This window comes from Streptomyces sp. NPDC087263 (genome assembly GCF_044744645.1).
Classification (GTDB): Bacteria; Actinomycetota; Actinomycetes; order Streptomycetales; family Streptomycetaceae; genus Streptomyces.
In genome coordinates this window covers 673,944-695,463 of record NZ_JBIUYT010000002.1, presented here as the reverse complement: position 1 = coordinate 695,463, position 21,520 = coordinate 673,944, and the positions used below count along the sequence as shown (strand labels likewise).

Here is a 21,520-nt window from a genome sequence, read left to right as displayed (position 1 = left end):
CCATGTGCCCCGGAAAGCCTTGTCACAGGTCGTCTGCGTCACGTCCCCGGGGCCGCTCCGACGGGAATACGACACGGCCGTCCGGACGCCGCTCCTCCAGTTCCCTGATCAGGTCCTGGAGCTCGGAGCGGATCCAGTCGCGGGTGGCGACCTCGCCGAGGCCCACGCGCAGCGAGGCGATCTCCCGGGTGAGGTACTCGGTGTCCGCGATCGACCGCTCGTTCTGCTTGCGGTCCTGTTCGAGGTTGACCCGGTCGCGGTCGTCCTGCCGGTTCTGCGCGAGCAGGATCAGCGGGGCGGCGTAGGAGGCCTGGAGCGACAGCATCAGGGTCAGGAAGATGAACGGGTAGTTGTCGAAGCGCAGGTCGCCCGGCGCGAAGACGTTCCACAGCACCCACACCACGACGACGACGGTCATCCAGACGATGAACCGCCCGGTGCCCAGGAACCGCGCGATCCGCTCCGAGAACCGCCCGAACGCCTCCGGGTCCCACTCGGGCAGCAGTCTGCGGCGCATCGGCTTCGGCTGGTCGAGCCGGTTGCGCGGCCGGGGGGCCGCGGTCGCCCCGGAGACGGCGCGCTCGCGCGTCTCGCGTTCAGGCGCCATCGGCCACCCCCTCGTCGTCCACCTCGTCCTCGTCGAGGTGGAACTCCGTCTCCCGCCAGTCCTCGGGCAGCATGTGGTCCAGTACGTCGTCCACGGTCACCGCGCCGAGCAGCGAGCCGCTCTCGTCGACGACGGGCGCCGCGACCATGTCGTACGTCGCGAAGAACCCGGCGACGACGGGCAGCGCGGCGTCCGGGGAAAGGGGCTGTAGATCGTCGTCGAGGATCGCACTGACCAGGGTGTACGGCGGGTCGCGCAGGAGCCGCTGGAAGTGGGCGGTGCCCAGGTACTTGCCCGTGGGTGTCTCGTCCGGCGCGCGGCACACGTACACCTGGGCGGCGAGCGAGGGGGAGAGGTCGGGGCTGCGGACCCGGGCGAGTGCCTCGGCGATCGTCGCATCGGGCCGCAGAATGATGGGCTCGGTCGTCATCAGACCGCCGGCGGTCCGCTCCTCATACGCCATCAGCCGCCGTACGTCGGCCGCGTCGCCGGGCCGCATCAGCTTCAGCAGCCGCTCCACGTCGTCCTCGGGGAGTTCGGCGAGCAGGTCGGCGGCGTCGTCCGGGGCCATCGCCTCCAGGACGTCGGCCGCGCGTTCCTCCTTGAGCTTGCCGAGGATCTCGATCTGGTCGTCCTCGGGGAGCTGTTCGAGCACGTCGGCGAGGCGGTCGTCGTCCAGCGCGGCGGCCACCTCGCCGCGCCGCTTCGGCGACAGGTGGTGCATGACGTTCGCGAGGTCGGCCGGGCGCAGCTGCTCGAAGGTGGCGAGGAGGCTCTCGGCGCCCTGCCCCTGCTCGTCCAGCGAGAATCCGGTGAGCGCGGACCACTCGACGGTCAGGGTCACCCCCTTGGTGCGCCTGAACGCCCCGCTGCGGCCCTTGCGGACGAAGACCCGGTCGATCTCCCAGTCCCGTCGTGCCGGGAGCTGCTGGATGGACACGTCGAGCACGGTCACCTCCTCGTCCGTCTCGACGAGGGTGAGGCGCCGGTCGAGGAGTTCGCCGAACACGAGCCGCTCCGTGGGCCGTTGTTCGAAGCGGCGCACGTTCAGGACTCCGGTGGTGATGACCTGGCCGCTCTCGATGCCGGTCACCCGGGTCATGGGCAGGAAGATGCGGCGGCGCGTGGACAGTTCGACGACCAGGCCGAGGATCCGGGGCGGCCGCCGCGCGACACGCAGAATGGCGACCAGGTCCCGCACGCGGCCCACCTGGTCGCCGTTCGGGTCGAAGACGGCGACGCCGGCCAGGTGCGAGACGAAGATCCGGGGGGCGCCTGCGGCCATGCCCGCGCCTCCTGTTCCTGCCGTTTTGTCCGCTCGAGTGGGCTTCAGGCTAGCCCGTCCCGGTCGGATACGCCCTGGTGGGCGGTCCGGACGGACCCCTTCCGGCGGGCGAGGGAAGCACCGGTACGCTGCCGTAACGCCGCCGCCGGACCCCCGCTCGAAAGGCGCCCCACCTGTGACTGCAATTCTCCAGGGCCGTACCCGCAGGGCCGCACTGGTGAGCGCGATGTGCGCACTGGTCGTGACGGGGACAGGACTGACGGGGTGCAGTAGCGAGGATCCGGACGCGGGCACGAACGGGGTGGGCAAGCTGACCGCCGCCCAGATCCAGACGAAGACGAAGCAGGCGGCCGAGGCGGCGAAGACGGTACGGCTCGCCGGAACCGTCGTGACCAACGGGACCACGTACACCCTCGACATGAGCCTCAAGGACGACGGCGGCACCGGGTCGGTCACCTCGAAGGAGTCGACCTTCCGGCTGCTGAGGGTCGGCGAGCACCTCTATCTGAAGGCCGACGCGGACTTCTGGACCCACCCGGACGGCTCGGGCGGCGCCACCTCGACGGACACGGACGTCGCCGACAAGCTCAGCGGCATGTACGTGAAGGTTCCCACCGACGACCCCACCTACAAGCGCTTCAGCGGCTTCACCGACAAGGACGTCCTCCTCGACGGCCTGCTCACCCTCCAGGGCACCCTCTCCACCGACGGCTACCACGAGCAGTCCGGCGTCCGCACCTTCCGCATCACCGGAGGCGACGGCTCGGGCGGCTCCCTGGACGTCTCCCTGGAGGGAACGGCGTACCCCCTCCTCCTGGTCCGCGCGGGCAACGCCGGCACCCTCCGCCTCACGGACTGGGGCAAGGACTTCGCCCTGACGGAGCCCACCAAGAAGGAGACGGTGGACTACGGGCAGCAGCTGCCGTCCTCGTAGGCCTGCCGCGCCTGGCTCAGTCGTAGGCGTGCCGCGCCTGCTTCTAGCGTCGCCTGCGCTTCTTGAAGAGGAGACGGGGAAGACCCGCGGGGGCCGGCTGCCGGGTGGTGGCGGGGGTGGGCAGCGGCGGCGCGGAGAGCGAGCCGTCGGGGAGTTCGGAGGTGCCGCCCGTCGGATCGAGGCGCACCACCCGGCACTCGCGGGCCCAGCGCTCGGGCATCGCCTCCCCGTCGGGGGCGTTCAGCCGCTTGCCCTTGAGCTCGGCGACCGTCGCCTCCCACTCCGGGGATCGGGGCGTCAGCTCCACGACCTTCGCGGTCCAGGCCACCAGGCGCCCGCCCTTGTCCTTGCTGCGTACGGTGACGACCGCGTCGCCCCCGTCGACCAGTCCCGGCAGCGGCTGCTCGCCGGGCCCGTCGCCGATCAGACAGGCCGCGCCGTCGTGCCACACGTGCCACAGGGCGCGGGTGGGCACGGCACGGGCCTGCCCCTGAAGTACCGGCACCTCGCTGCCCCGGACCCAGATCAGCCCGGACTTCTTGGTGGCCTCCTCGACGAGGGCCTGGTCGAGCAGCTCTTGCGTCATGGGGCCAAGACTAACCAGCCGGGGTTCACAGCCAGCCGTTGCGCTTGAGCGTGCGGTGGATTCCCACGCAGAGGGTCACCATGAGGCCCATGACCACCGGGTAGCCGTACCGCCAGTGCAGCTCCGGCATGTGCTCGAAGTTCATGCCGTACACCCCGCACACCATCGTCGGTACGGCGATGATCGCGGCCCAGGACGTGATCTTGCGCATGTCCTCGTTCTGCGCGACGGACGCCTGCGCGAGGTTGGCCTGGAGGATCGAGTTGAGCAGCTCGTCGAAGCCGAGGACCTGCTCCTGGACCCGGGCGAGGTGGTCGGCGACATCGCGGAAGTACTTCTGGATGTCGGGGTCGACCAGCCGCATCGGCCGCTCGCTCAGCAGCTGCATGGGGCGCAGCAGCGGCGACACCGCCCGCTTGAACTCCAGCACCTCACGCTTGAGCTGGTAGATCTGCCCGGCGTCGGTGCCGCGCGGGGAGCCCTTGCGGCCGGGGGAGAAGACCTGGGTCTCGACCTCGTCGATGTCGTCCTGCACGGCGTCCGCGACCGCGATGTAGCCGTCGACGACATGGTCGGCGATGGCGTGCAGGACGGCGGAGGGCCCCTTGGCGAGGAGCTCGGGGTCGTCCTGGAGCCGGTGCCGCAGCGCCCGCAGTGAACCCTGCCCGCCGTGCCGGACGGTGATGAAGAAGTCCCGCCCGGTGAAGCACATGACCTCGCCGGTCTCGACGATCTCGCTGGTGGCGGTCAGCTGGTCGTGCTCGACGTAGTGGATGGTCTTGAAGACGGTGAAGAGCGAGTCGTCGTACCGCTCCAGCTTGGGTCGCTGGTGGGCCTGCACGGCGTCCTCGACGGCGAGCGGGTGCAGCCCGAACTCGCTTGCGATACCGGAGAATTCGGCCTCGGTCGGCTCGTGCAGACCGATCCACACGAAGCCGCCGTCACGGTGCACCTGACGCACCGCCTGGTGCGGCGTCAGGGGCTCGCGGGTCTCCACCCGGGCGCCGTCGCGGTAGATGGCGCAGTCGACCACGGCGGAGGGGGTCCCGGGGTCGCGCGTGGTGTCGTACGAGCCACTGTCCTTGCGGAGCGAGGGACGGGGGCGGACCGCGGCACGGAGGTCACGAATCATCGACATGGCAGGCTCCTTCGCAACGGAGGCGGCCGGCGGCGGTTGGAACTGCCCGGAATGGGGACGTCCTGACTGCGGATGTTTGGTACGTCCACAAAGCGGGGAGCACCGCACCGTCGCGGTGGCAGCTTCGCTACTGATTCAGATCAGGCAGATCACGTCTGGATCAGACGGATCGCGTTCGGATCGAACGGATCAGGTGGGAACGAAGCGCTCTTCCGTGGTGCACCGGGCAACGCTGACACGTATGCACACGTTCGCAGGAGGCGACAGCCAGCAGGATTACAGAGCCAGCTAAGGAACTCAGCGACCGGAAGAGCGGGTAGTACTGCACGGATGACTTCGGTCCATTGCAGCCCCACCTCCTCCGGTCGGTCCCCCGTGAGGGACGATCCATCCCCCGTAGGGAGTCCAGCTCCCTCCACAGGGGAGTTGGACGGTTCCCCCGTGGGGGGATTCAGCCTCAGAGGGCCGGGACTTGAGAGCGACGCTTCTGCGTGCTGCCCCGGCCGAGGGCCCAGAGTATCAGCGCACCGAAGCGTCAAGGCGCCGCTTTACCCCGTACTAACGAGTTCTATGCTCGGTTCATGGCTGATGTTCTCCCTCTGGTCGAGGCCCGGATGCGTTCCGCGCTGGGCGAGCCCGACGCGCGGGCCGCGGTCACCTTCCTCGGTACCGACCGCGTCGAAGTGCTCCGTTTCACCGAGGGCGACATCGTCCGCTACGCGACGCTCGGCATGTCCGCCCAGCCGATGGCGGACCCCACGTCGGTGGTCGCCGACCCCGTGAAAGGCCCGCGCGCCGAGCTGGTCCTCTCGGTGCGCGCCGGCGCCGCCGACACCGACAAGGTGCTCCGCCCGCTCGCCGTACTCGCCGCGTCCCCGCAGGTCGAGGGCCTGATCGTGGCTCCCGGCGCCTCGCTCGACGTGGGCGAACCCCTGTGGCCGGGCGCGCCGTTCACCTCCGTACTGGTCGCCGAGCCGGGTGGCCTGGTGGAGGACCTCGACCTGGACGAGCCCGCCGACCCCGTACGTTTCCTGCCCCTGCTTCCCATGACGCCGAACGAGGCCGCGTGGAAGCGGGTGCACGGCGCGGGCGCTCTCCAGGAGCGCTGGCTCAGCGGCGGAACGGACCTGCGTGATCCACTGCGCAGGTCCGTTCCGCTGGACTGAGGTTTCTGGCCCACTCCGGCTGATCCCAGGTCAGAGCCTGGCCGAAATCAGTCAGTTGGCAAAGACGGTGGCACTGTCCTCCGTGGCGTGCCGCGGCTCCAGCACCTCGGCGTCGTGCCTGAGCGCGTCCCGTCGTACGAAGACCACCGCGGCGCCGATCACCGCCGTGAGGGCGGCGACCACGAACGGGATGTGGATGTCGCTCCACTCCTCGATCTTCGGCGCGAAGTACGGCGCCGCCGCGGCCGCGAACCACCGCACGAAGTTGTACCCGGCGCTCGCCACCGGGCGTGGTGCGTCCGAGACTCCCAGGGCCAGTTCCGTGTAGACGGTGTTGTTCACGCCGATGAAGGCGCCGGACAGGATCGTGCAGACCACGGCGATGGTGTGACTGCCGTAACCGAGGACGAGTACGTCGACGGCGAGCAGGACCAGTGAGCCGCCGAGCACCTTGAGCGAGCCGAAGCGGGCCTGCATACGCGGGGCGACGATCACCGAGAAGAGGGCGAGCAGCAGGCCCCAGCAGAAGAAGACGGCGCCCGACTTGTACGGGGTCATGTTCAGCACGAACGGGGTGAAGGCCAGCACGGTGAAGAACGTGTAGTTGTAGAAGAACGCCGAGACGGCCGCTGAGGCGAGGCCGCCGTGGCCCAGTGCGCGGATCGGGTCGAGCAGGGAGGTCTTCTTCGCGGGCTTCGGCTGCTCCTTCAGGAACGCCGTGATGCACAGGAAGCCGACCGCCATCAGGAACGCGGTGCCGAAGAACGGGTAGCGCCAGCTCGCGTTGCCGAGCAGCGCGCCCAGCAGGGGCCCGCACGCCATGCCGAGGCCCAGGGCCGACTCGTACAGCAGGATCGCCGCGGCGCTGCCACCGGCCGCCGAGCCGACGATCACGGCGAGGGCCGTGGACACGAACAGCGCGTTGCCCAGGCCCCAGCCGGCCCGGAACCCGACGAGTTCGCCGACCGATCCGGACGTGCCCGCCAGGCCCGCGAAGACGACCACGAGGGCGAGGCCGAGCAGCAGGGTCTTCTTGCCGCCGATGCGGCTGGAGACGAAGCCCGTCACCAGCATCGCGACGGCGGTGATCAGGAAGTACGAGGTGAAGAGCAGCGAGACCTGGCTGGTGGTGGCGTCCAGGCCCTTGGCGATGGACGGCAGGATCGGGTCGACGAGCCCGATGCCCATGAAGGCGACGACGGACGCCCCGGCCGTCGCCCAGACGGCCTTGGGCTGGCGCAGGATGCTGCCGGCTCCCGCGTCGAAAGGGTCGCCGATGGGGTCCGCTTCAGCCGCTTCTCCTGTGGTGGTGCGCATACGTGGTCCTCGCAGTCCTCGACCAGATCGTTGACGTATACACATAATAAGTTAGGTCGACTAAATAATGCAAGCTACATCTAATTTCCCCGGGTGGCCCCGGGTGAGGTGCGGGCGCCGGACGGGTGATCGTCCTTGACGCGGCGCAGGACGGGGAGGACCGTTGGGCTCTATGAGGGGCGAACCCAGTTGCCCGAAGTGTGGTGGCCGGGTCAGGGCTCCCGGCCTCTTTGCCGACTCCTGGCAGTGCGATCTGCACGGCACCGTGCATCCGCTGCAGCCCGTGATCCCGCCCAGCGTCGAGGCCCTCGGCGTGGTGGTGCACCGTGCCCGGGTGCCCGTGTGGATGCCGTGGCCACTGCCGGTCGGCTGGCTGTTCACCGGCGCCGCCTTCGCCGGTGACGACCGCAGCGGCGGGCGCGCGACCGCCGTCGCCTGCTCCGGACCCGGACCGCTCGGCGGCACAGGAGAACTGATCCTCATCGCCGAGGAACTCGGCGTCGGTCTCGGCGCGCGGTACGCGGGAGTCGACGGCCCCGACCCCGGCCCGTACATGAGCGTCGAGAAACCGCCCGAGGCGAAGGTCCTCGCGGCCGGCCGCCCCACACCCCTCTGGCATGTGGCCGGCGCTCCCGAGGACCGCGCCGTCTTCGCGGGCGAGGCGCTCGGGCTGTGGCTGTGGGCGGTCGTGTGGCCCGAGCAGTCGGGGCTGCTGATGTACGACGAACTGGTGCTGACCGACCTACGGGACGCGGGCGCCGAGGCGGACCTGCTGCCGTGCGGGGCGCTGTCGCCGCGGATCCTGGAACCGTAGGGCTCACGGCGGTTCGTAGGGGGCGCCGGGTGTGTGCGGGTGTGACAGGGGAGGGTCGGGTTCCCGTTACCCTTGGGTGTTCCCCTCCGTGCCCCTGGGTGTTCTCGTCCCTTCCGTGTCCTTGGGCGTCCTCTTTCCGTCCCGTCCGTCTGGAGTCCGCGTAGTGCGCATCGACCTGCACGCCCACTCCACCGCGTCCGACGGTATGGACACCCCGGCCCAGCTGGTCCGCAACGCTGCCGCCGCCGGTCTGGACGTCGTCGCGCTGACCGACCACGACACGACCCGCGGGTACGCCGAGGCGATCGACGCGCTGCCCGCCGGGCTCACGCTGGTCACCGGGGCCGAGCTCTCCTGCCGCCTGGACGGCATCAGCATGCACGTGCTGGCCTACCTCTTCGACCCCGAGGAGCCCGCGCTGCTCGCCGAGCGTGAGCTCGTACGGGACGACCGGGTGCCGCGCGCCAAGGGCATGGTCGCCCGACTCCAGGAGCTCGGGGTACCGATCACCTGGACGCAGGTGGCGCGCATCGCGGGCGAGGGTTCGGTCGGGCGGCCTCATGTCGCCTCCGCCCTGGTCGAGCTCGGCGTCGTACCGACCGTGAACGACGCCTTCACCGGGCACTGGCTGTCCGACGGCGGCCGGGCCTTCGTCGAGAAGCACGAGACGGACCCCTTCGAGGCGATCCGGCTGGTCAAGGGAGCGGGCGGTGTCACCGTCTTCGCGCATCCGGCCGCCGGCAAGCGGGGCCGGACCGTGCCCGACTCCGCCATCGCGGAGCTCGCGGCCGCGGGCCTCGACGGCATCGAGGTCGACCACATGGACCACGAACCGGCCACCCGGGCGCGGTTGCGCGGGCTGGCGGCCGAGCTGGGGCTGCTGACCACCGGGTCCAGCGACTACCACGGCAGCCGAAAGACGTGCGTGCTCGGCGAGTTCACGACCGACCCCGAGGTGTACGGGGAGATCACCCGGCGGGCGACGGGGGCGTTTCCGGTGCCTGGGGCGGGTGGGGGCCGGGGCGAGTAGGTCCCTGGTTTTCCGGTTTCCTCTTCCTGGTTGCCCAGTTCGCGCTGCCTGGTTGCTCACTTCCTGTTTTCGGTCCCGCCCCTCCATACCTGCAAGGCCTCAGCTGTGTTCGACGTCGCCGTCTTCGGCTCCCTTTTCCTCACTCTCTTCGTGATCATGGATCCCCCCGGGATCACTCCGATCTTTCTCGCGCTCACCGCGGGTCGCCCCGCCAAGGTGCAGCGGCGGATGGCCTTCCAGGCCGTCTGTGTGGCCGGCGGAGTGATCACCGTGTTCGGGCTGCTCGGGCACCAGATCCTGGACTACCTGCATGTGTCCGTGCCCGCGCTGATGATCGCGGGCGGCCTGCTGCTCCTGCTGATCGCCCTCGACCTGCTCACCGGCAAGACCGACGAACCCAAGCAGACCAAGGACGTCAACGTCGCCCTCGTACCGCTGGGCATGCCGCTGCTCGCCGGACCCGGCGCGATCGTGTCGGTGATCCTGGCCGTGCAGAAGGCCGACAGCGTCGCCACGCAGGTGTCGGTGTGGGCCGCGATCCTCGCCATCCATGTCGTGCTGTGGATCGTGATGCGGTACTCGCTGCTGATCATCCGCGTCATCAAGGACGGCGGTGTGGTGCTGGTGACGCGGCTCGCGGGCATGATGCTGTCGGCGATCGCGGTCCAGCAGATCATCAACGGGGTGACGCAGGTGGTTCGGGGGAGCTGAGTTGCTCTGCCCCCGTCATGAGCAGAGCCCCGTACGGCATGGTTGCCGTACGGGGCTCTGAAGTCTGTCCGCGTGTTATGAAGCGGATGAGTCGGCCGGGCGGATCCAGAGTCGCTGTCCTATGGCGGCAGCCTGCTGAACGATCCGGTTGACGGAGGCGGCGTCCACGACGGTGCTGTCCACGGCTGTTCCGTCGACATCGTCGAGTCGCATGATTTCGAAGCGCATTGGCTTCTCCCTTCGTCTGGTCATCCTCCTGAGGAGAACTACTTGTGAGTGGTGCGTGGGGCGTCGGTGTCCCTCGCTCCATATGGATTCAACGGGATGCGTGTTACAAACATTCCCTACGCTAAGGAAATTTTTCGAGTCGCTAACTACTTGCCGGTAGCGGACTGATTGGGACCGGTTGTGTTCGAAGCGTGACCACCGGGACAATGGAAGCGATGAACGACGACCTCGGGGCGCTCGGCGCCCGCATCGACCACACGAACGAACTGCTCCAGCGCATGCTCGCCGAGGTGGCCAAGACGCCCTCGACCCATGCGATCTTCGTCGACGCCGGGTATCTGTACGCGGCCGCCGGACGGCTGGTCGCCGGCACCGAGGACCGTCGCTCCTTCGATCTGGACACCGGGGGTCTCATCGAGGCGCTCATCGACCGGGCCCGCACCATCTTCGCGGACAGCAGGCTGCTGCGCGTCTACTGGTACGACGGCGCCCGGCGTCGCATCCACACCGCGGAACAGCAGTCCATCGCCGAACTGCCGGACGTGAAGGTGCGGTTGGGCAACCTCAACGCCAACAACCAGCAGAAGGGCGTCGACTCACTCATCAGGTCCGACCTGGAGTCCCTCGCCCGGCACCGCGCCATCAGCGACGCCGCGCTGCTCGGCGGCGACGAGGATCTGGTGTCGGCGGTCGAGGCGGCGCAGGGGTACGGGGCGCGCGTCCACCTGTGGGGCATCGAGGCGCCGGAGGGCCGCAACCAGGCCGAGCCGCTGCTCTGGGAGGTCGACAGCCAGCGCACCTTCGACCTCGACTTCTTCAAGCCGTACGTAGCTCGGCGGACCGCCGCCACGTACGACGCGACGGCGGCTGCCCGGCCCACGCGTGAGGACGTCCGGTTCGTGGGCGCCCAGGTCGCCGCGAAGTGGCTGGCGGCGCGCGGGCGGGAGGCGCTGGTGGAGCTGCTGCCCGGGCATCCGTATCTGCCCGGCTCGGTCGACCAGGATCTGCTGGTCGAGGCCGAGGGGTTGTTGCAGTACTCGCTGCGGGGACAGGCGGATCTGCGGCGGGCGCTTCGGGATGGGTTCTGGGAGCATCTTCGGGCGCAGTACTAGGCCGCAGAACTAGCGTTTGTGGATGTGGTTCCAGAAGTCTGCGAGGGCGCGGGCTGTTTCCTCGGGGCGGTCCGTGTTCGGGGAGTGCTCCGAGCCGTGGATGACCGTGCGGCGCGCGTCGAGGCGTACGGCCATGTCGTCGAGGAGCGGGAGCGGCCAGGTGTTGTCCTCGTCGCCGGACAGGACATGCTTCGGCAGGGGGAGCGCCACGAGTTCGGCGACGCGGTCGGGTTCGGTGCACAGCTGGCGGCCGGTCGCGATGAGCTGCGCCGGGCTGTTGCCGAGCCAGCGGCGGCGTAGGTCGGCGAGGTCGTCGAGGCCCTCGTCGAGGCCGCCGGTGTCGGTGTCCTCCGGCGGTTCCATCGCCTGCATGGCTTCCCACACCTGGGCCATGTCCATGACGGCGAGCGCGTCCCGGAGCAGTTTGACGCGCTGCTGCTGGGAGACGGAGATCTGGGCGGGGCCGGAGGAGATGAGGGTGAGGGAGACGAAGGGGGACGGGTTCAGCAGTACGGCGGCGCGGGCGATCTGGCCGCCGAGGGAGTGGCCGACGAGGTGTACGGGGGTGCCGACGGCGTCCGCCTGCGCGAGTACGTCCCTTGCCAACTCACCCTGCGCGTACGCCGTTTCGTCGTCCCGGGGGCCGGGGGACTCGTGCTGGCCCCGGCCGTCCACGGCCACGGTGCGGTAGCCGTCCGCCGCCAGCGGCTCGTGCAGCGAGATGAAGTCCTCCTTGCTGCCGGTGAACCCCGGCAGGAACAGCACGGTGCCCTTGCGCTGTCCCTGCGCCGCCGCTTCGAGCGTGGCGAAGTCGCCGCGTGCGGTGTGGAGGCGGTGGGCGTGGACGCCGGGGGGAGGGGTGAAGGTGGCGGGCCTGCTCATGGTTCGAGGCTATCCGGCGTTGCTGGTGGTGCGCCGGGTGGGTGGGTCGGGGCCGGGGGCCGGTACATCCGCCCGTCGCCGCCGGATCAGACGTGGGGCAGGGGGGTGGGGTCCGGTGACGCGGACGTACGCGACGGGCATGTGATGTACCGGCCCCCGGCCCCTTCCGCCGTCTTCCGGGTGCGGGTCGCAGCGACGTCCGCATGGGCCGGGCCGCAGTTGTCGCAGTCCTCATCCCGGTTCCCATCCGCGCGATCCCCGCTCGTACGCAGGGGCCCGGCTCTTCGGCTCCGGTCCGGCTTCTGAGGAGGAGGCAGTGCCGTCCCGATCCCCCACCCACCCGTGAGGGGGAGATCTTTTAGCCCGTCCGGCGTTTGAGGACGAGGCCGTTCAGGCCGAAGCGGGGGTGTGGGGGCGGCAGCCCCCAGGTACGGGATGGGTGGGGGCGGAGGGGGCGAAAGAAGTAGCCGGGCGGGAACGCCGATGGCCCGGCCCCACGGGAAGTGGGACCGGGCCATCGGGCAGGGCAGGGGATCAGCCCTCGGACGGCTCCGCGGTGGCCGCGGCCTTGCGGGTGCGACGACGCGGCTTCGACTCGGCCGTCTGGGCCGGAATCTCGGCATCGACGGCCACGACGGTGGTCTTCGCGGCACGGGTACGACGCGGCTTGGGCTCCGCATCGGGCGTGACCTCGACCGCGGGGACGGCGGCCTTGCGGGTGCGGCGCGGCTTGGCCGGGGCCTCCGTGACGCCCTCGGCCGTGTCGACCGCGGCCTCCGCCACCTTGCGGGTGCGTCGGCGCGGTGCGGCAGGGGCCTCGGGCTCCTCGGCCGTCTGGGCCGGGATCCCGGCCTCGACGGTCGCGGCGGCGGCCTTGCGGGTGCGTCGGCGCGGCTTCGCCTCGACGCCTTCGGCGGTGTCCACAGCAGCCTCGGCGGCAACCTCAGTGGTGGCGGCCGTGGTGGCCTTTGTGGCGCGCGTGCGGCGCGGCTTGGCCTCCGTGTCCGTGTCGGGCGTGGCTTCGTCCGTGGCGACGGCGACCTTGCTGCGGGTGCGGCGGCGCGGTGCGGCGGGGGCCTCGGCGGCGTCCTCGGTGATGGCGACGGCCTCGGCCACGACGGTCTCGGCCACGACGGTCTCGGCCGTGACCTGCGTCGTCTCCACCGACTCCGCGGTCCTGCGGGTCCGGCGGCGGCGCGGCTTGGCCGGCTCGGCCGACTCGTCCGTGACGCCCTCGGCGGTCGCCACGGCGGTCTCCGCGGCCTCGGGCACGGCGACCAGATCCGCGGCGCCGTTGCGCGTACGGCGACGGCGGCGGGGGGTGCGGGGCTCGCGCGCTGCCACCTCGGCGGCCTCGGTCGTCACCTCGGGAGAGGTGGACGCCTCGTCCATCGACGCGCCGTTGCGGGTGCGGCGACGGCTGCGCGGCGTACGCGCCGGGCGCTCACGTTCACGCTCGACGACCGGCGCCGGAGCGGCGGAACGGCCACCGCGACCGCGCGGACCGCCACGGCCGCCGGTCTCGCCGAGGTCCTCGACCTGCTCGGCCGCGAGGCCGGCGCGGGTGCGCTCGGCGCGCGGCAGGACACCCTTGGTGCCGGCCGGGATGCTCAGTTCCTCGAAGAGGTGCGGGGACGTGGAGTACGTCTCCGGCGGGTCCGGGAAGCCGAGGTCCAGCGCCTTGTTGATGAGCTGCCAGCGCGGGATGTCGTCCCAGTCGACGAGGGTGACGGCGATGCCCTTGGCGCCCGCGCGGCCCGTACGGCCGATGCGGTGCAGGTACGTCTTCTCGTCCTCGGGGGACTGGTAGTTGATGACGTGCGTGACACCCTCGACGTCGATGCCGCGGGCGGCGACGTCGGTGCAGACGAGGACGTCGACCTTGCCGTTGCGGAAGGCGCGCAGTGCCTGCTCGCGGGCGCCCTGGCCGAGGTCGCCGTGGACCGCGCCGGAGGCGAAGCCGCGCTGCTGGAGCTGGTCGGCGAGGTCCGCCGCCGTCCGCTTGGTGCGGCAGAAGACCATCGCGAGACCGCGGCCGTCGGCCTGCAGTATGCGCGCGACGAGCTCGGGCTTGTCCATGTTGTGCGCGCGGTAGATGTACTGCGCGGTGTTCGCGACCGTCGCGCCCTCGCCGTCCTCCGAGGTGGCGCGGATGTGCGTCGGCTGCGACATGTAGCGGCGCGCGAGGCCGATGACCGCGCCCGGCATGGTCGCCGAGAACAGCATCGTCTGGCGGCGGGCCGGCAGCATGTTCATGATCTTCTCGACGTCGGGCAGGAAGCCCAGGTCGAGCATCTCGTCGGCCTCGTCCAGGACGAGCGCCCGGATGTGCTGGAGGTTGAGCTTCTTCTGGCCCGCGAGGTCGAGCAGTCGGCCCGGGGTGCCGACGATCACGTCGACGCCCTTCTTGAGGGCCTCGACCTGCGGCTCGTACGCCCGGCCGCCGTAGATGGCGAGAACGCGTACGTTGCGGACCTTGCCCGCGGTCAGCAGGTCGTTCGTGACCTGCTGGCACAGCTCGCGCGTCGGGACGACGACGAGGGCCTGCGGGGCGTCGGTGAGCTGCTCGGGCTGCGCCCGGCCCGCCTCGACGTCCGCGGGGACGGTGACGCGCTCGAGGAGCGGGAGCCCGAAGCCCAGCGTCTTGCCGGTGCCGGTCTTGGCCTGGCCGATGACGTCGCTGCCGGAGAGGGCAACGGGGAGCGTCATCTCCTGGATGGGGAAGGGATTGATGATGCCGACGGCCTCAAGGGCCTCAGCGGTCTCGGCAAGGATTCCGAGGTCTCGAAAAGTGGTAGTCAGGGTGCTGCCTGTTCTGTGTACGCAGTGCGAGGCGAGCGCGGGGGGTCGTGTCGGGACCGTGCCGGGGACGTCGGCCGCTCTTGACGGGCGGGCCGAGTGGCATGGGACCACTGCCGACGCTCGAGCTCTCGTACCACTGAGGGTTCCCTCCGGATGTCGTACGCAAAGTGACGTACCGACGTGGAGGGCTGTCAGGTCGGAGCCGATCGGGCCACCGACCGGGCATCCTCATTCATGCGGCCCGTCGAATAGTCGCCGGGCGCATTACCACCATACCCCGGAATCGCGCATATGCGATGGCCGATTTGGTCACGTAGTGGTCGTCACAGTGATTGACCAGGGACTTCCGGGTTGTGGTGAGCGGGCTATTGTGCGCTTCATGACGACGCCCGACAACGCCGCTGACACGCCCGCCGAGGCCGCGGACGACACCGTCCCCGCAGCCACGGACGACACCGCTCCCACGGCCACCGGGATCGCCGCCCAGGCCTGGGAGACGGCCTCCGTCGACCCGCAGTACCGCGCCGCGGTCGTGGATCTCCTCGGAGCGCTCGCGTACGGCGAGCTGGCAGCGTTCGAGCGGCTCGCGGAGGACGCCAAGCTGGCGCCCACGCTGGGCGACAAGGCCGAGTTGGCGAAGATGGCGTCGGCCGAGTTCCACCACTTCGAGCAGTTGCGTGACCGGCTCTCGGCGGTCGGCGCGGACGCGACGCAGGCGATGGAGCCGTTCGTCGCCGCGCTCGACGGCTTTCACCGCCAGACAGCGCCCTCGGACTGGCTGGAGGGACTCGTCAAGGCGTACGTCGGCGACTCGATCGCCAGTGACTTCTACCGTGAGGTCGCGGCCCGCCTCGACTCGGACACCCGCAGCCTCGTGCTCGCAGTCCTCGACGACACCGGGCACGCGAGCTTCGCCATCGAGAAGGTCCGCGCCGCGATCGACGCGGAGCCGCGGTTGGGCGGCCGGCTCGCGCTGTGGGCGCGACGGCTGATGGGTGAGGCGCTGTCCCAGTCGCAGCGGGTGGTCGCCGAGCGCGACGCCCTGTCGACCATGCTCGTGGGAGGCGTCGCGGACGGCTTCGACCTCGCGGAGGTCGGCCGGATGTTCTCGCGGATCACCGAGGCGCACACGAAGCGGATGGCGGCGCTGGGGCTGGCTGCCTAACGCCGCCTCGTCCGGCGCCTCACACGGCGGTCGGTCCGGCGGGCCTTGTGCAGTCGGTCACGCAGCGGGTTACGCCGTCGCCGAGCGGCGGCGAAATCCCTCTGCGGGACGCAGCAGCAGGGACAGCGAGGCGGTGGAGACCGCCACAGCGCCGATGAAGATGACCAGCAGGTGGCCGGCGTCCAGCGCGGTGTGCGTCAGGAAGGCGCCGAACAGGGCTCCGGCGACGCCGGTCGGCAGGACCAGCGTGCGGTTCGGGAGGCGGTGCGGCAGGCGGTACGCGGCCGCCCATGCCAGTGCCAGACCGAGCATCGCGGAGCCGAGCGTTTCCAAGAGCATGGTGGGGGTCCCTCCCGGACGGCCGGTGCGATTCGGTCGTAGCCGGTCTTACCCCTGAGCTGCGGAATACAATCCTCCTCTGTGGTGGATCTGTGCTCCATCTGTGGTGAACATCTGAACTGTCCGAAACTGGACGGAGGCATCCGGCCACCTCCGTGGGCGGATGAGGAGGGGCCCGGTGGCACTGCCACCGGGCCCCTCCTCATCCGCTCGCCAGAACTACAGCGCGCTGAATCCCACCTTGCGCTGGGTGGGCTCGCCGAGCTCCACGTACGCGAGGCGGTCGGCCGGAACCAGGACCTTACGGCCGTGGTCGTCCACGAGGCTCAGCAGCTGTGACTTGCCGGCCAGCGCTTCGGACACCGCGCGCTCGACCTCTTCCGGGGTCTGACCGCTCTCCAGAACGATCTCGCGGGGCGCGTGCTGCACGCCGATCTTGACCTCCACGGCTTTGTCCCTCCGACGGTCAGTGATGTGCGCGTGTGTCCGCGCCGTACGCAGCACACATTAGCCCGGTGAGGGGATGCGCATGCTCCGCCCAGGAACGCCAGGAGCGAACAGTGGGCGGGAACAAACGGACGGCCGGTGCCGACCGGCGCGGACCTGCCGGTCGTCGACCGCCGAGGGCCGACCCGTTCGCACGCGTCAGCCGGTCAGTGGTGATCCGTGCCGTGCAGGGGGAAACCCGCGATGCCCCGCCAGGCCAGTGAGGCCAGTAGCTGGACCGCATGCTCGCGCGGGACGCTGCGGTCGCTGTGCAGCCAGGACCGGGCGACGACCTGGGCCAGGCCGCCGAGGCCCGAGGCGAGGAGCATCGACTCGTCACGCGACAGGCCGGTGTCCCCCGCGATGACCTCGCAGATCGCCTCCGCGCACTGGTGCGTGACCTTGTCCACGCGCTCGCGGACCGCGGGCTCGTTCGTCAGGTCGGACTCGAAGACCAGCCGGAAGGCGCCGCCGTCGTCCTCGACGTACGCGAAGTAGGCGTCCATCGTCGCGTGTACACGCAGCTTGTTGTCCGTGGTGGACGCGAGTGCCGTCCGTACGGACTGGAGCAGGGACTCGCAGTGCTGGTCCAGCAGGGCGAGGTACAGGTCGAGCTTGCCCGGGAAGTGCTGGTAGAGGACCGGCTTGCTGACGCCCGCGCGCTCGGCGATGTCGTCCATGGCGGCCGAGTGATACCCCTGCGCAACGAATACTTCCTGGGCGGCGCCGAGGAGCTGGTTGCGTCGGGCACGGCGCGGCAGGCGAGTGCCCCGCGGGCGCGCTGCCTCTGTCTGCTCGATGGCTGTCACGCCGCCTCCCAAAATTGTCCACATGCGGTGAGCGCCGCGCCGCCATCGTACTTTTCGGTAACCGTGGTGTGCGCGGTGCGAGCGCACAATTTCACGTACCGGACGCCGAGTGACAACGGCACATAGCATGCCGAAAGCGGGCGAGGCGGGCGCTTCGAGCTTTCGGTGCCCTGATGGCCGGGCTGATCAGCGGCTCGCTTCCGGGGCGGCCGCGTCAGGGGCGGCCGTGCCGACAGCTCCGGCGGCGGCCGGGTCACCGGGCCGTCACCGGTAGTCGTCCTCGTCGAGTGTCACGACTCTGGCCTGCTCGGCGAGGTCCCCTTCGTCCGCGTTGGCGGGGTCCCCGACCGTCGCCAGGTCGTCCTCCTGCGGTTCCAGGCCCGTGCGCTGTTCGGCCGCGTCGGCCTCGGGGGCTTCCGGGTCGAGCTCCTCGGGCTCGTCCTCGTTCGCGAATGTCTCGGGGTCTGTGGGGTCGACAGTCATGATTCCTCTTCCCGAGCGGTGCGCGTGATTCCCGGGCGGTATGCGCGTTCCCGGGCGATGCGCGTGATTCCCGGGCGATGCGCGCGCGTGATTCCCGAGCGGTGCGCGTGCGCTCCTGTACGAGATTCGCTCCTGTACGAGATACGAGTGCCCCTGTCTGAGCCTAGGAGACACTCGATCGGGGCGCGATGCGATCAGTTCGCCATGGGCCCGCGGTCTCCGACGGCGAATGATGGCGATCTGTGACGCTGGATGTGGGTGACTTGTGACGTCGAACAGATCTGTGACGGCGAACACACGAACCACTGCGTGATCGTCTCGTAACATTGCCGCATGTCTTCGACCGAGCTGCCCTCCGTGCTGGCCACCACCGTCACACCGAAGGTCGGCGCCGTCAGGGTCGCGGAGGGTGAGCGGCTGAGGTCGGTCGGCCTGCCCGGGATCACGCTGACGGTGCGGTCGCGGCCGCCGGTGCGTGCGGGGCTGCCGCCCGCGCTGTACGTCCATGGCCTCGGCGGTTCCTCGCAGAACTGGTCGGGACTGATGCCGCTGCTCGGCGACCTCGTGGACAGCGAGGCCCTCGATCTGCCGGGCTTCGGGGACTCGCCGCCGCCGGACGACGGGAACTACTCGGTCACCGGGCACGCGCGCGCGGTCATCCGTTACCTCGACTCCTCCGGGCGCGGACCCGTACATCTCTTCGGGAACTCGCTCGGCGGCGCCATCACCACGCGCGTCGCGGCCGCACGGCCCGATCTCGTCCGCACACTGACGTTGGTCGCGCCCGCGCTGCCGGAGCTCCGGGCGCAGCGCACCACGTGGCCGACCGTGATGATCGCGCTGCCCGGGGTGGCGAGGCTCTTCGCCAGGCTCACCAAGGACTTGAGCGCAGAGCAGCGCGTACGCGGGGTGCTGGCGCTCTGTTACGGGGATCCCGGCATGGTGACGCCCGAGGGGTTCCGCGAGGCGGTCGAGGAGATGGAGCGGCGGCTCGCCCTCCCGTACTTCTGGGACTCCATGGCGCGGTCGGCGCGCGGCATCGTGGACGCGTACACGATGGGCGGCCAGCACGGGCTGTGGCGCCAGGCCGAGCGGGTCCTCGCGCCGACGCTCCTCGTCTACGGAGGCCGCGACCAGCTCGTCTCCTATCGCATGGCCCAGCGAGCGGTCCGCGCCTTCCGGGACTCCCGGCTGCTGACGCTGCCGGACGCGGGGCACGTCCCGATGATGGAGTACCCGGAGACGGTGGCCACGGCCTTCCGTGAACTCCTCATGGACACTGGCGAGTTGACTTCTCCATCCGGTCCATCCGGTCCACCGGGTGCACCTGGTCTATCCGGTCCATCGTCTTCATCGGGTTCGTCGTCGACCGCCGCCGGTGCGGGGAGCTGAGGGGGGTCGTGGGACGTCATAGCCGTCGGGGCCGGTCCGACGAGAGGGCCGACAAGGCCAGGAACACCGACAGTGCCGACAGCGTCGGCAGAGCGTCCGGGGCGGACGCCTCGCAGTCGGCCGCGGCGCCGGTCGCCGGGACGCCCGCGCACGGTGTGCCCCGATTCCCCGACGGGACGCCCGCGAGTGGTGTCCCGCAGGTGCGCGGAGGCCATCCCGAGGCGCATGAACCGGGCGGTGGCTGGGGGCAGTTGAGGTCCGGCGCTCCCCAGGGTGTGGCGGCAGGTGTCCCGCAGGGCGGTGAGGCCGGGTATTACGGGCCGCGGATACCACCACAGCGTCACATGTCCGCGCCGAGTGTTCGGCAGGCCTACCTCGACGCCTTCGGCGGCGAACCCGACGAGGGCGACGACCTTTTCGCGTCCCGTACCGGCGCCGCGCGCCGCGGCGACCTCTACGCCTCCGTCACCGACTGGGGCACGGACGTCGACGCGCAGCCGCCGGCGGAGTTCGGGCAGCCGGGGAAGGACAGGGCCGGCAAGGGGCGGACGTTCACCGGGATCGCGGCGGCCGCCGTCACCACCGTGCTCGCCGTCGTCGTGGCCGGACAGGTGGCCAGCGGACGGGAGGGCACCGGGAGCGAGGACAGCGGAGTGCGCGCGCAGTCCACCAACGGTGACAACCGCGGAGTCCTCGACGTCTCGGCGGCACCGGCCCCCTCGGTGACACCGAGCGCGACGCCACTGACGTACGACCAGAAGATGACCAAGAAGTACGCGCTCGGCGCGACGCTCGACGGATCGGGGGAGTTCGACGCCGTCCCCGGGCTCGCCAAGGCGCCCGGCAAGGGGCAGAAGTTCACCTATCGCGTCGACGTGGAACAGGGGCTCGGTCTCGATGCCTCGCTCTTCGCGCAGGCCGTGCAGAAGACTCTGAACGACGACCGGAGTTGGGCTCACAACGGCGGCCGTACTTTCGAGCGGATTTCCTCAGGGAAGCCCGACTTCGTGATTACCCTGGCGAGCCCGGGCACCACCGCCGAATGGTGTGCCATGTCCGGGCTCGACACGACCGAGGACAATGTGTCGTGCGACTCGGCGTCGACCGAGCGCGTCATGATCAACGCATACCGCTGGGCGCAGGGCTCCGAGACCTACGGTGACCAAATGCAGGCATACCGGCAGATGCTGATCAATCACGAGATCGGTCACCGACTCGGCTACAGCCACGTGACCTGCGACAAGGATGGCGAACTGGCCCCCGTGATGCAGCAGCAGACCAAATTCCTCGACCACGACGGGATCCACTGCAAGGCCAACCCCTGGCCCTATCCCGGGAGTTGATCGAGGTCCCAGGGTCACGTCGACATGCGGCGACAAGGACATCAAGGACATCAAGAACGTCGTGATCAGCGACTGGACCGGTGTGCTGGACATCTCCCAGGTCGCGGTGAAGTAGCGCGATGAGTGAGGCCCTTGTGGCCTTGGACGCCACCGGGACGGACACCTCCGTCCCGGTGGCATCCGGGCTCGTCAGTTCTGGCGGCGGCTGCGTACGCAGCGTGCCGCCCTTGTCGCGGCGGCCGTCGTCGCGCTGCTCGCCCTGGTCGCGCTCGCCGCGCCGCTGCTCACGGCGGTCGAGGGCCAGGATCCGACCACCTACCACCCTGCTCTGGTGGACTCCGCCCGTGGCGGCGTACCCGTCGGAACGCTCGGCGGCATCAGCGGTGACCACTGGCTCGGCGTCGAACCGCAGACCGGCCGCGACCTCCTGGCACGGCTCGTGTACGGCGCCCGCGTCTCCCTCGGTGTCGCGTTCGCGGCGACCGTGGTGCAGGTCCTCATCGGTGACGTGGTCGGTGTCGCGGCCGGCCTCGGTAGGGCCTCGGTAGTCAATGGGTTGATCAACTGTTGAGCCGCATCACGGACATCATCATTGCGATGCCACTGATGATCATGTCTCTCGCGCTGCTCGCGATCGTGCCCAGCAGCTTCCCGAGGCCGCTTTCCGACTCCCCCGTCGACGTGACCAGCCCGCCGCTGCTCGGCGAGCACAACCCTCCTGGTCGCGCTCGGCATCGGCCTGATCGCCTGGGGCGGGACCGCGAAGATCGTGCGCGCACACGCTGACGCTCAAGGAGCTCGACCATGTGGCGGCCGCCCGGCTCAGCGGCTGGGGCTCCCGGCGCGTCGCCCGTCGCGAGCCGCTGCCCGCGCCGGCCGCGCCCGTCATGC

Annotated in this window: 21 protein-coding genes and 1 pseudogene; 10 read left to right on the top strand and 12 right to left on the bottom strand. The window is 70.3% G+C overall.

The window, feature by feature from the left end:
• Nucleotides 1-22: 22 nt before the first annotated feature.
• Together ACIPC1_RS08340 and ACIPC1_RS08335 are read right to left on the bottom strand one after the other, a co-directional pair.
• Nucleotides 23-607: a DUF1003 domain-containing protein gene (locus tag ACIPC1_RS08340; protein ID WP_402514421.1), complete on the bottom strand. Its 585-nt coding sequence runs from the start codon at nucleotides 605-607 to the stop codon at nucleotides 23-25.
• On the bottom strand, nucleotides 597-1,892 hold the full coding sequence (locus ACIPC1_RS08335; RefSeq protein ID WP_402514418.1) for a magnesium transporter MgtE N-terminal domain-containing protein: 1,296 nt from the start codon (nucleotides 1,890-1,892) through the stop codon (nucleotides 597-599). The genes ACIPC1_RS08340 and ACIPC1_RS08335 overlap by 11 nt, the downstream gene beginning before the upstream one ends.
• Nucleotides 1,893-2,118: 226 nt before the next feature.
• Between ACIPC1_RS08335 and ACIPC1_RS08330 the strand changes: the two genes are divergently transcribed.
• Nucleotides 2,119-2,826, top strand: coding sequence for a hypothetical protein (locus ACIPC1_RS08330; RefSeq protein WP_402514871.1), 708 nt, complete (start codon nucleotides 2,119-2,121; stop codon nucleotides 2,824-2,826).
• A 43-nt stretch (nucleotides 2,827-2,869) separates the two neighbouring features.
• On the opposite strand, the gene ACIPC1_RS08325 is transcribed toward ACIPC1_RS08330, so the two are convergent.
• Entirely contained in the window at nucleotides 2,870-3,412 is a 543-nt protein-coding gene (locus ACIPC1_RS08325) for a hypothetical protein (protein WP_402514416.1), read from the bottom strand.
• A 25-nt stretch (nucleotides 3,413-3,437) separates the two neighbouring features.
• Nucleotides 3,438-4,550: a magnesium and cobalt transport protein CorA gene (locus ACIPC1_RS08320; protein WP_384393673.1), complete on the bottom strand. Its 1,113-nt coding sequence runs from the start codon at nucleotides 4,548-4,550 to the stop codon at nucleotides 3,438-3,440.
• Nucleotides 4,551-5,131: 581 nt separating this feature from the next.
• Between ACIPC1_RS08320 and ACIPC1_RS08315 the strand changes: the two genes are divergently transcribed.
• Nucleotides 5,132-5,716, top strand: a complete 585-nt coding sequence (locus ACIPC1_RS08315; RefSeq protein WP_384393676.1) for a suppressor of fused domain protein — start codon at nucleotides 5,132-5,134, stop codon at nucleotides 5,714-5,716.
• A 51-nt stretch (nucleotides 5,717-5,767) separates the two neighbouring features.
• Here ACIPC1_RS08315 and ACIPC1_RS08310 read toward each other — a convergent pair whose 3' ends face one another.
• On the bottom strand, nucleotides 5,768-7,033 hold the full coding sequence (locus tag ACIPC1_RS08310; protein ID WP_402514412.1) for an MFS transporter: 1,266 nt from the start codon (nucleotides 7,031-7,033) through the stop codon (nucleotides 5,768-5,770).
• 172 nt (nucleotides 7,034-7,205) lie between these two features.
• On the opposite strand from ACIPC1_RS08310, the gene ACIPC1_RS08305 reads away from it, so the two are divergent.
• The 3 genes from ACIPC1_RS08305 to ACIPC1_RS08295 all read left to right on the top strand — a co-directional run bounded on the left by ACIPC1_RS08305 (nucleotide 7,206) and on the right by ACIPC1_RS08295 (nucleotide 9,588).
• Complete coding sequence (locus ACIPC1_RS08305) at nucleotides 7,206-7,847, top strand: DUF6758 family protein (RefSeq protein WP_384393680.1); 642 nt, start codon at nucleotides 7,206-7,208, stop codon at nucleotides 7,845-7,847.
• Nucleotides 7,848-8,010: 163 nt separating this feature from the next.
• On the top strand, nucleotides 8,011-8,877 hold the full coding sequence (locus tag ACIPC1_RS08300) for a PHP domain-containing protein (protein ID WP_402514409.1): 867 nt from the start codon (nucleotides 8,011-8,013) through the stop codon (nucleotides 8,875-8,877).
• Between the two features lie 105 nt (nucleotides 8,878-8,982).
• Nucleotides 8,983-9,588: a MarC family protein gene (locus ACIPC1_RS08295; RefSeq protein WP_402514406.1), complete on the top strand. Its 606-nt coding sequence runs from the start codon at nucleotides 8,983-8,985 to the stop codon at nucleotides 9,586-9,588.
• Nucleotides 9,589-9,663: 75 nt separating this feature from the next.
• Here the strand turns inward: ACIPC1_RS08295 and ACIPC1_RS08290 are convergent, their stop codons facing one another.
• Nucleotides 9,664-9,816, bottom strand: coding sequence for a hypothetical protein (locus ACIPC1_RS08290; RefSeq protein WP_356270542.1), 153 nt, complete (start codon nucleotides 9,814-9,816; stop codon nucleotides 9,664-9,666).
• Between the two features lie 215 nt (nucleotides 9,817-10,031).
• On the opposite strand from ACIPC1_RS08290, the gene ACIPC1_RS08285 reads away from it, so the two are divergent.
• The gene (locus tag ACIPC1_RS08285) at nucleotides 10,032-10,928 is read left to right on the top strand and encodes an NYN domain-containing protein (RefSeq protein WP_384393688.1); all 897 of its coding nucleotides are present in this window, start codon (nucleotides 10,032-10,034) and stop codon (nucleotides 10,926-10,928) included.
• Nucleotides 10,929-10,937: 9 nt separating this feature from the next.
• Here ACIPC1_RS08285 and ACIPC1_RS08280 read toward each other — a convergent pair whose 3' ends face one another.
• Both ACIPC1_RS08280 and ACIPC1_RS08275 read right to left on the bottom strand, forming a co-directional pair.
• Nucleotides 10,938-11,810, bottom strand: a complete 873-nt coding sequence (locus ACIPC1_RS08280; protein ID WP_402514403.1) for an alpha/beta fold hydrolase — start codon at nucleotides 11,808-11,810, stop codon at nucleotides 10,938-10,940.
• 534 nt (nucleotides 11,811-12,344) lie between these two features.
• The gene (locus ACIPC1_RS08275; RefSeq protein WP_402514401.1) at nucleotides 12,345-14,519 is read right to left on the bottom strand and encodes a DEAD/DEAH box helicase; all 2,175 of its coding nucleotides are present in this window, start codon (nucleotides 14,517-14,519) and stop codon (nucleotides 12,345-12,347) included.
• Nucleotides 14,520-14,991: 472 nt separating this feature from the next.
• Between ACIPC1_RS08275 and ACIPC1_RS08270 the strand changes: the two genes are divergently transcribed.
• Nucleotides 14,992-15,777 (top strand): ferritin-like fold-containing protein, encoded by a 786-nt coding sequence (locus ACIPC1_RS08270; RefSeq protein ID WP_402514399.1) that lies wholly within the window; start codon nucleotides 14,992-14,994, stop codon nucleotides 15,775-15,777.
• A gap of 69 nt (nucleotides 15,778-15,846) precedes the next feature.
• Here ACIPC1_RS08270 and ACIPC1_RS08265 read toward each other — a convergent pair whose 3' ends face one another.
• The 4 genes from ACIPC1_RS08265 to ACIPC1_RS08250 form a co-directional block, all read right to left on the bottom strand.
• Nucleotides 15,847-16,116 (bottom strand): hypothetical protein, encoded by a 270-nt coding sequence (locus ACIPC1_RS08265; RefSeq protein WP_384393924.1) that lies wholly within the window; start codon nucleotides 16,114-16,116, stop codon nucleotides 15,847-15,849.
• Nucleotides 16,117-16,335: 219 nt separating this feature from the next.
• Nucleotides 16,336-16,563, bottom strand: a complete 228-nt coding sequence (locus ACIPC1_RS08260; RefSeq protein ID WP_028801993.1) for a DUF3107 domain-containing protein — start codon at nucleotides 16,561-16,563, stop codon at nucleotides 16,336-16,338.
• Nucleotides 16,564-16,769: 206 nt separating this feature from the next.
• Complete coding sequence (locus tag ACIPC1_RS08255; RefSeq protein ID WP_402514396.1) at nucleotides 16,770-17,411, bottom strand: TetR/AcrR family transcriptional regulator; 642 nt, start codon at nucleotides 17,409-17,411, stop codon at nucleotides 16,770-16,772.
• 264 nt (nucleotides 17,412-17,675) lie between these two features.
• The gene (locus tag ACIPC1_RS08250) at nucleotides 17,676-17,894 is read right to left on the bottom strand and encodes a hypothetical protein (protein ID WP_402514393.1); all 219 of its coding nucleotides are present in this window, start codon (nucleotides 17,892-17,894) and stop codon (nucleotides 17,676-17,678) included.
• Between the two features lie 333 nt (nucleotides 17,895-18,227).
• Between ACIPC1_RS08250 and ACIPC1_RS08245 the strand changes: the two genes are divergently transcribed.
• From ACIPC1_RS08245 to ACIPC1_RS08235, 3 genes and pseudogenes are all read left to right on the top strand, one after another.
• A complete protein-coding gene (locus ACIPC1_RS08245; protein WP_402514390.1) occupies nucleotides 18,228-19,286 on the top strand; it encodes an alpha/beta fold hydrolase in 1,059 nt (352 codons plus the stop codon).
• Nucleotides 19,287-19,294: 8 nt separating this feature from the next.
• Nucleotides 19,295-20,629 (top strand): DUF3152 domain-containing protein, encoded by a 1,335-nt coding sequence (locus ACIPC1_RS08240; RefSeq protein WP_402514388.1) that lies wholly within the window; start codon nucleotides 19,295-19,297, stop codon nucleotides 20,627-20,629.
• 119 nt (nucleotides 20,630-20,748) lie between these two features.
• Nucleotides 20,749-21,519, top strand: a pseudogene (locus ACIPC1_RS08235) (ABC transporter permease); the annotation flags it as partial.
• Nucleotide 21,520: the final 1 nt, after the last annotated feature.

Coding starts and splice junctions, on each gene's coding strand:
- ACIPC1_RS08245 (WP_402514390.1), top strand. CDS start 18,228: ATGTCTTCGACCGAGCTGCCCTCCGTGCTGGCCACCACCGTCACACCG.
- ACIPC1_RS08315 (WP_384393676.1), top strand. CDS start 5,132: ATGGCTGATGTTCTCCCTCTGGTCGAGGCCCGGATGCGTTCCGCGCTG.
- ACIPC1_RS08250 (WP_402514393.1), bottom strand. CDS start 17,894: ATGACTGTCGACCCCACAGACCCCGAGACATTCGCGAACGAGGACGAG.
- ACIPC1_RS08340 (WP_402514421.1), bottom strand. CDS start 607: ATGGCGCCTGAACGCGAGACGCGCGAGCGCGCCGTCTCCGGGGCGACC.
- ACIPC1_RS08280 (WP_402514403.1), bottom strand. CDS start 11,810: ATGAGCAGGCCCGCCACCTTCACCCCTCCCCCCGGCGTCCACGCCCAC.
- ACIPC1_RS08310 (WP_402514412.1), bottom strand. CDS start 7,033: ATGCGCACCACCACAGGAGAAGCGGCTGAAGCGGACCCCATCGGCGAC.
- ACIPC1_RS08305 (WP_384393680.1), top strand. CDS start 7,206: ATGAGGGGCGAACCCAGTTGCCCGAAGTGTGGTGGCCGGGTCAGGGCT.
- ACIPC1_RS08285 (WP_384393688.1), top strand. CDS start 10,032: ATGAACGACGACCTCGGGGCGCTCGGCGCCCGCATCGACCACACGAAC.
- ACIPC1_RS08275 (WP_402514401.1), bottom strand. CDS start 14,519: ATGACGCTCCCCGTTGCCCTCTCCGGCAGCGACGTCATCGGCCAGGCC.
- ACIPC1_RS08325 (WP_402514416.1), bottom strand. CDS start 3,412: ATGACGCAAGAGCTGCTCGACCAGGCCCTCGTCGAGGAGGCCACCAAG.
- ACIPC1_RS08265 (WP_384393924.1), bottom strand. CDS start 16,116: ATGCTCTTGGAAACGCTCGGCTCCGCGATGCTCGGTCTGGCACTGGCA.
- ACIPC1_RS08330 (WP_402514871.1), top strand. CDS start 2,119: ATGTGCGCACTGGTCGTGACGGGGACAGGACTGACGGGGTGCAGTAGC.
- ACIPC1_RS08290 (WP_356270542.1), bottom strand. CDS start 9,816: ATGCGCTTCGAAATCATGCGACTCGACGATGTCGACGGAACAGCCGTG.
- ACIPC1_RS08320 (WP_384393673.1), bottom strand. CDS start 4,550: ATGTCGATGATTCGTGACCTCCGTGCCGCGGTCCGCCCCCGTCCCTCG.
- ACIPC1_RS08270 (WP_402514399.1), top strand. CDS start 14,992: ATGACGACGCCCGACAACGCCGCTGACACGCCCGCCGAGGCCGCGGAC.
- ACIPC1_RS08335 (WP_402514418.1), bottom strand. CDS start 1,892: ATGGCCGCAGGCGCCCCCCGGATCTTCGTCTCGCACCTGGCCGGCGTC.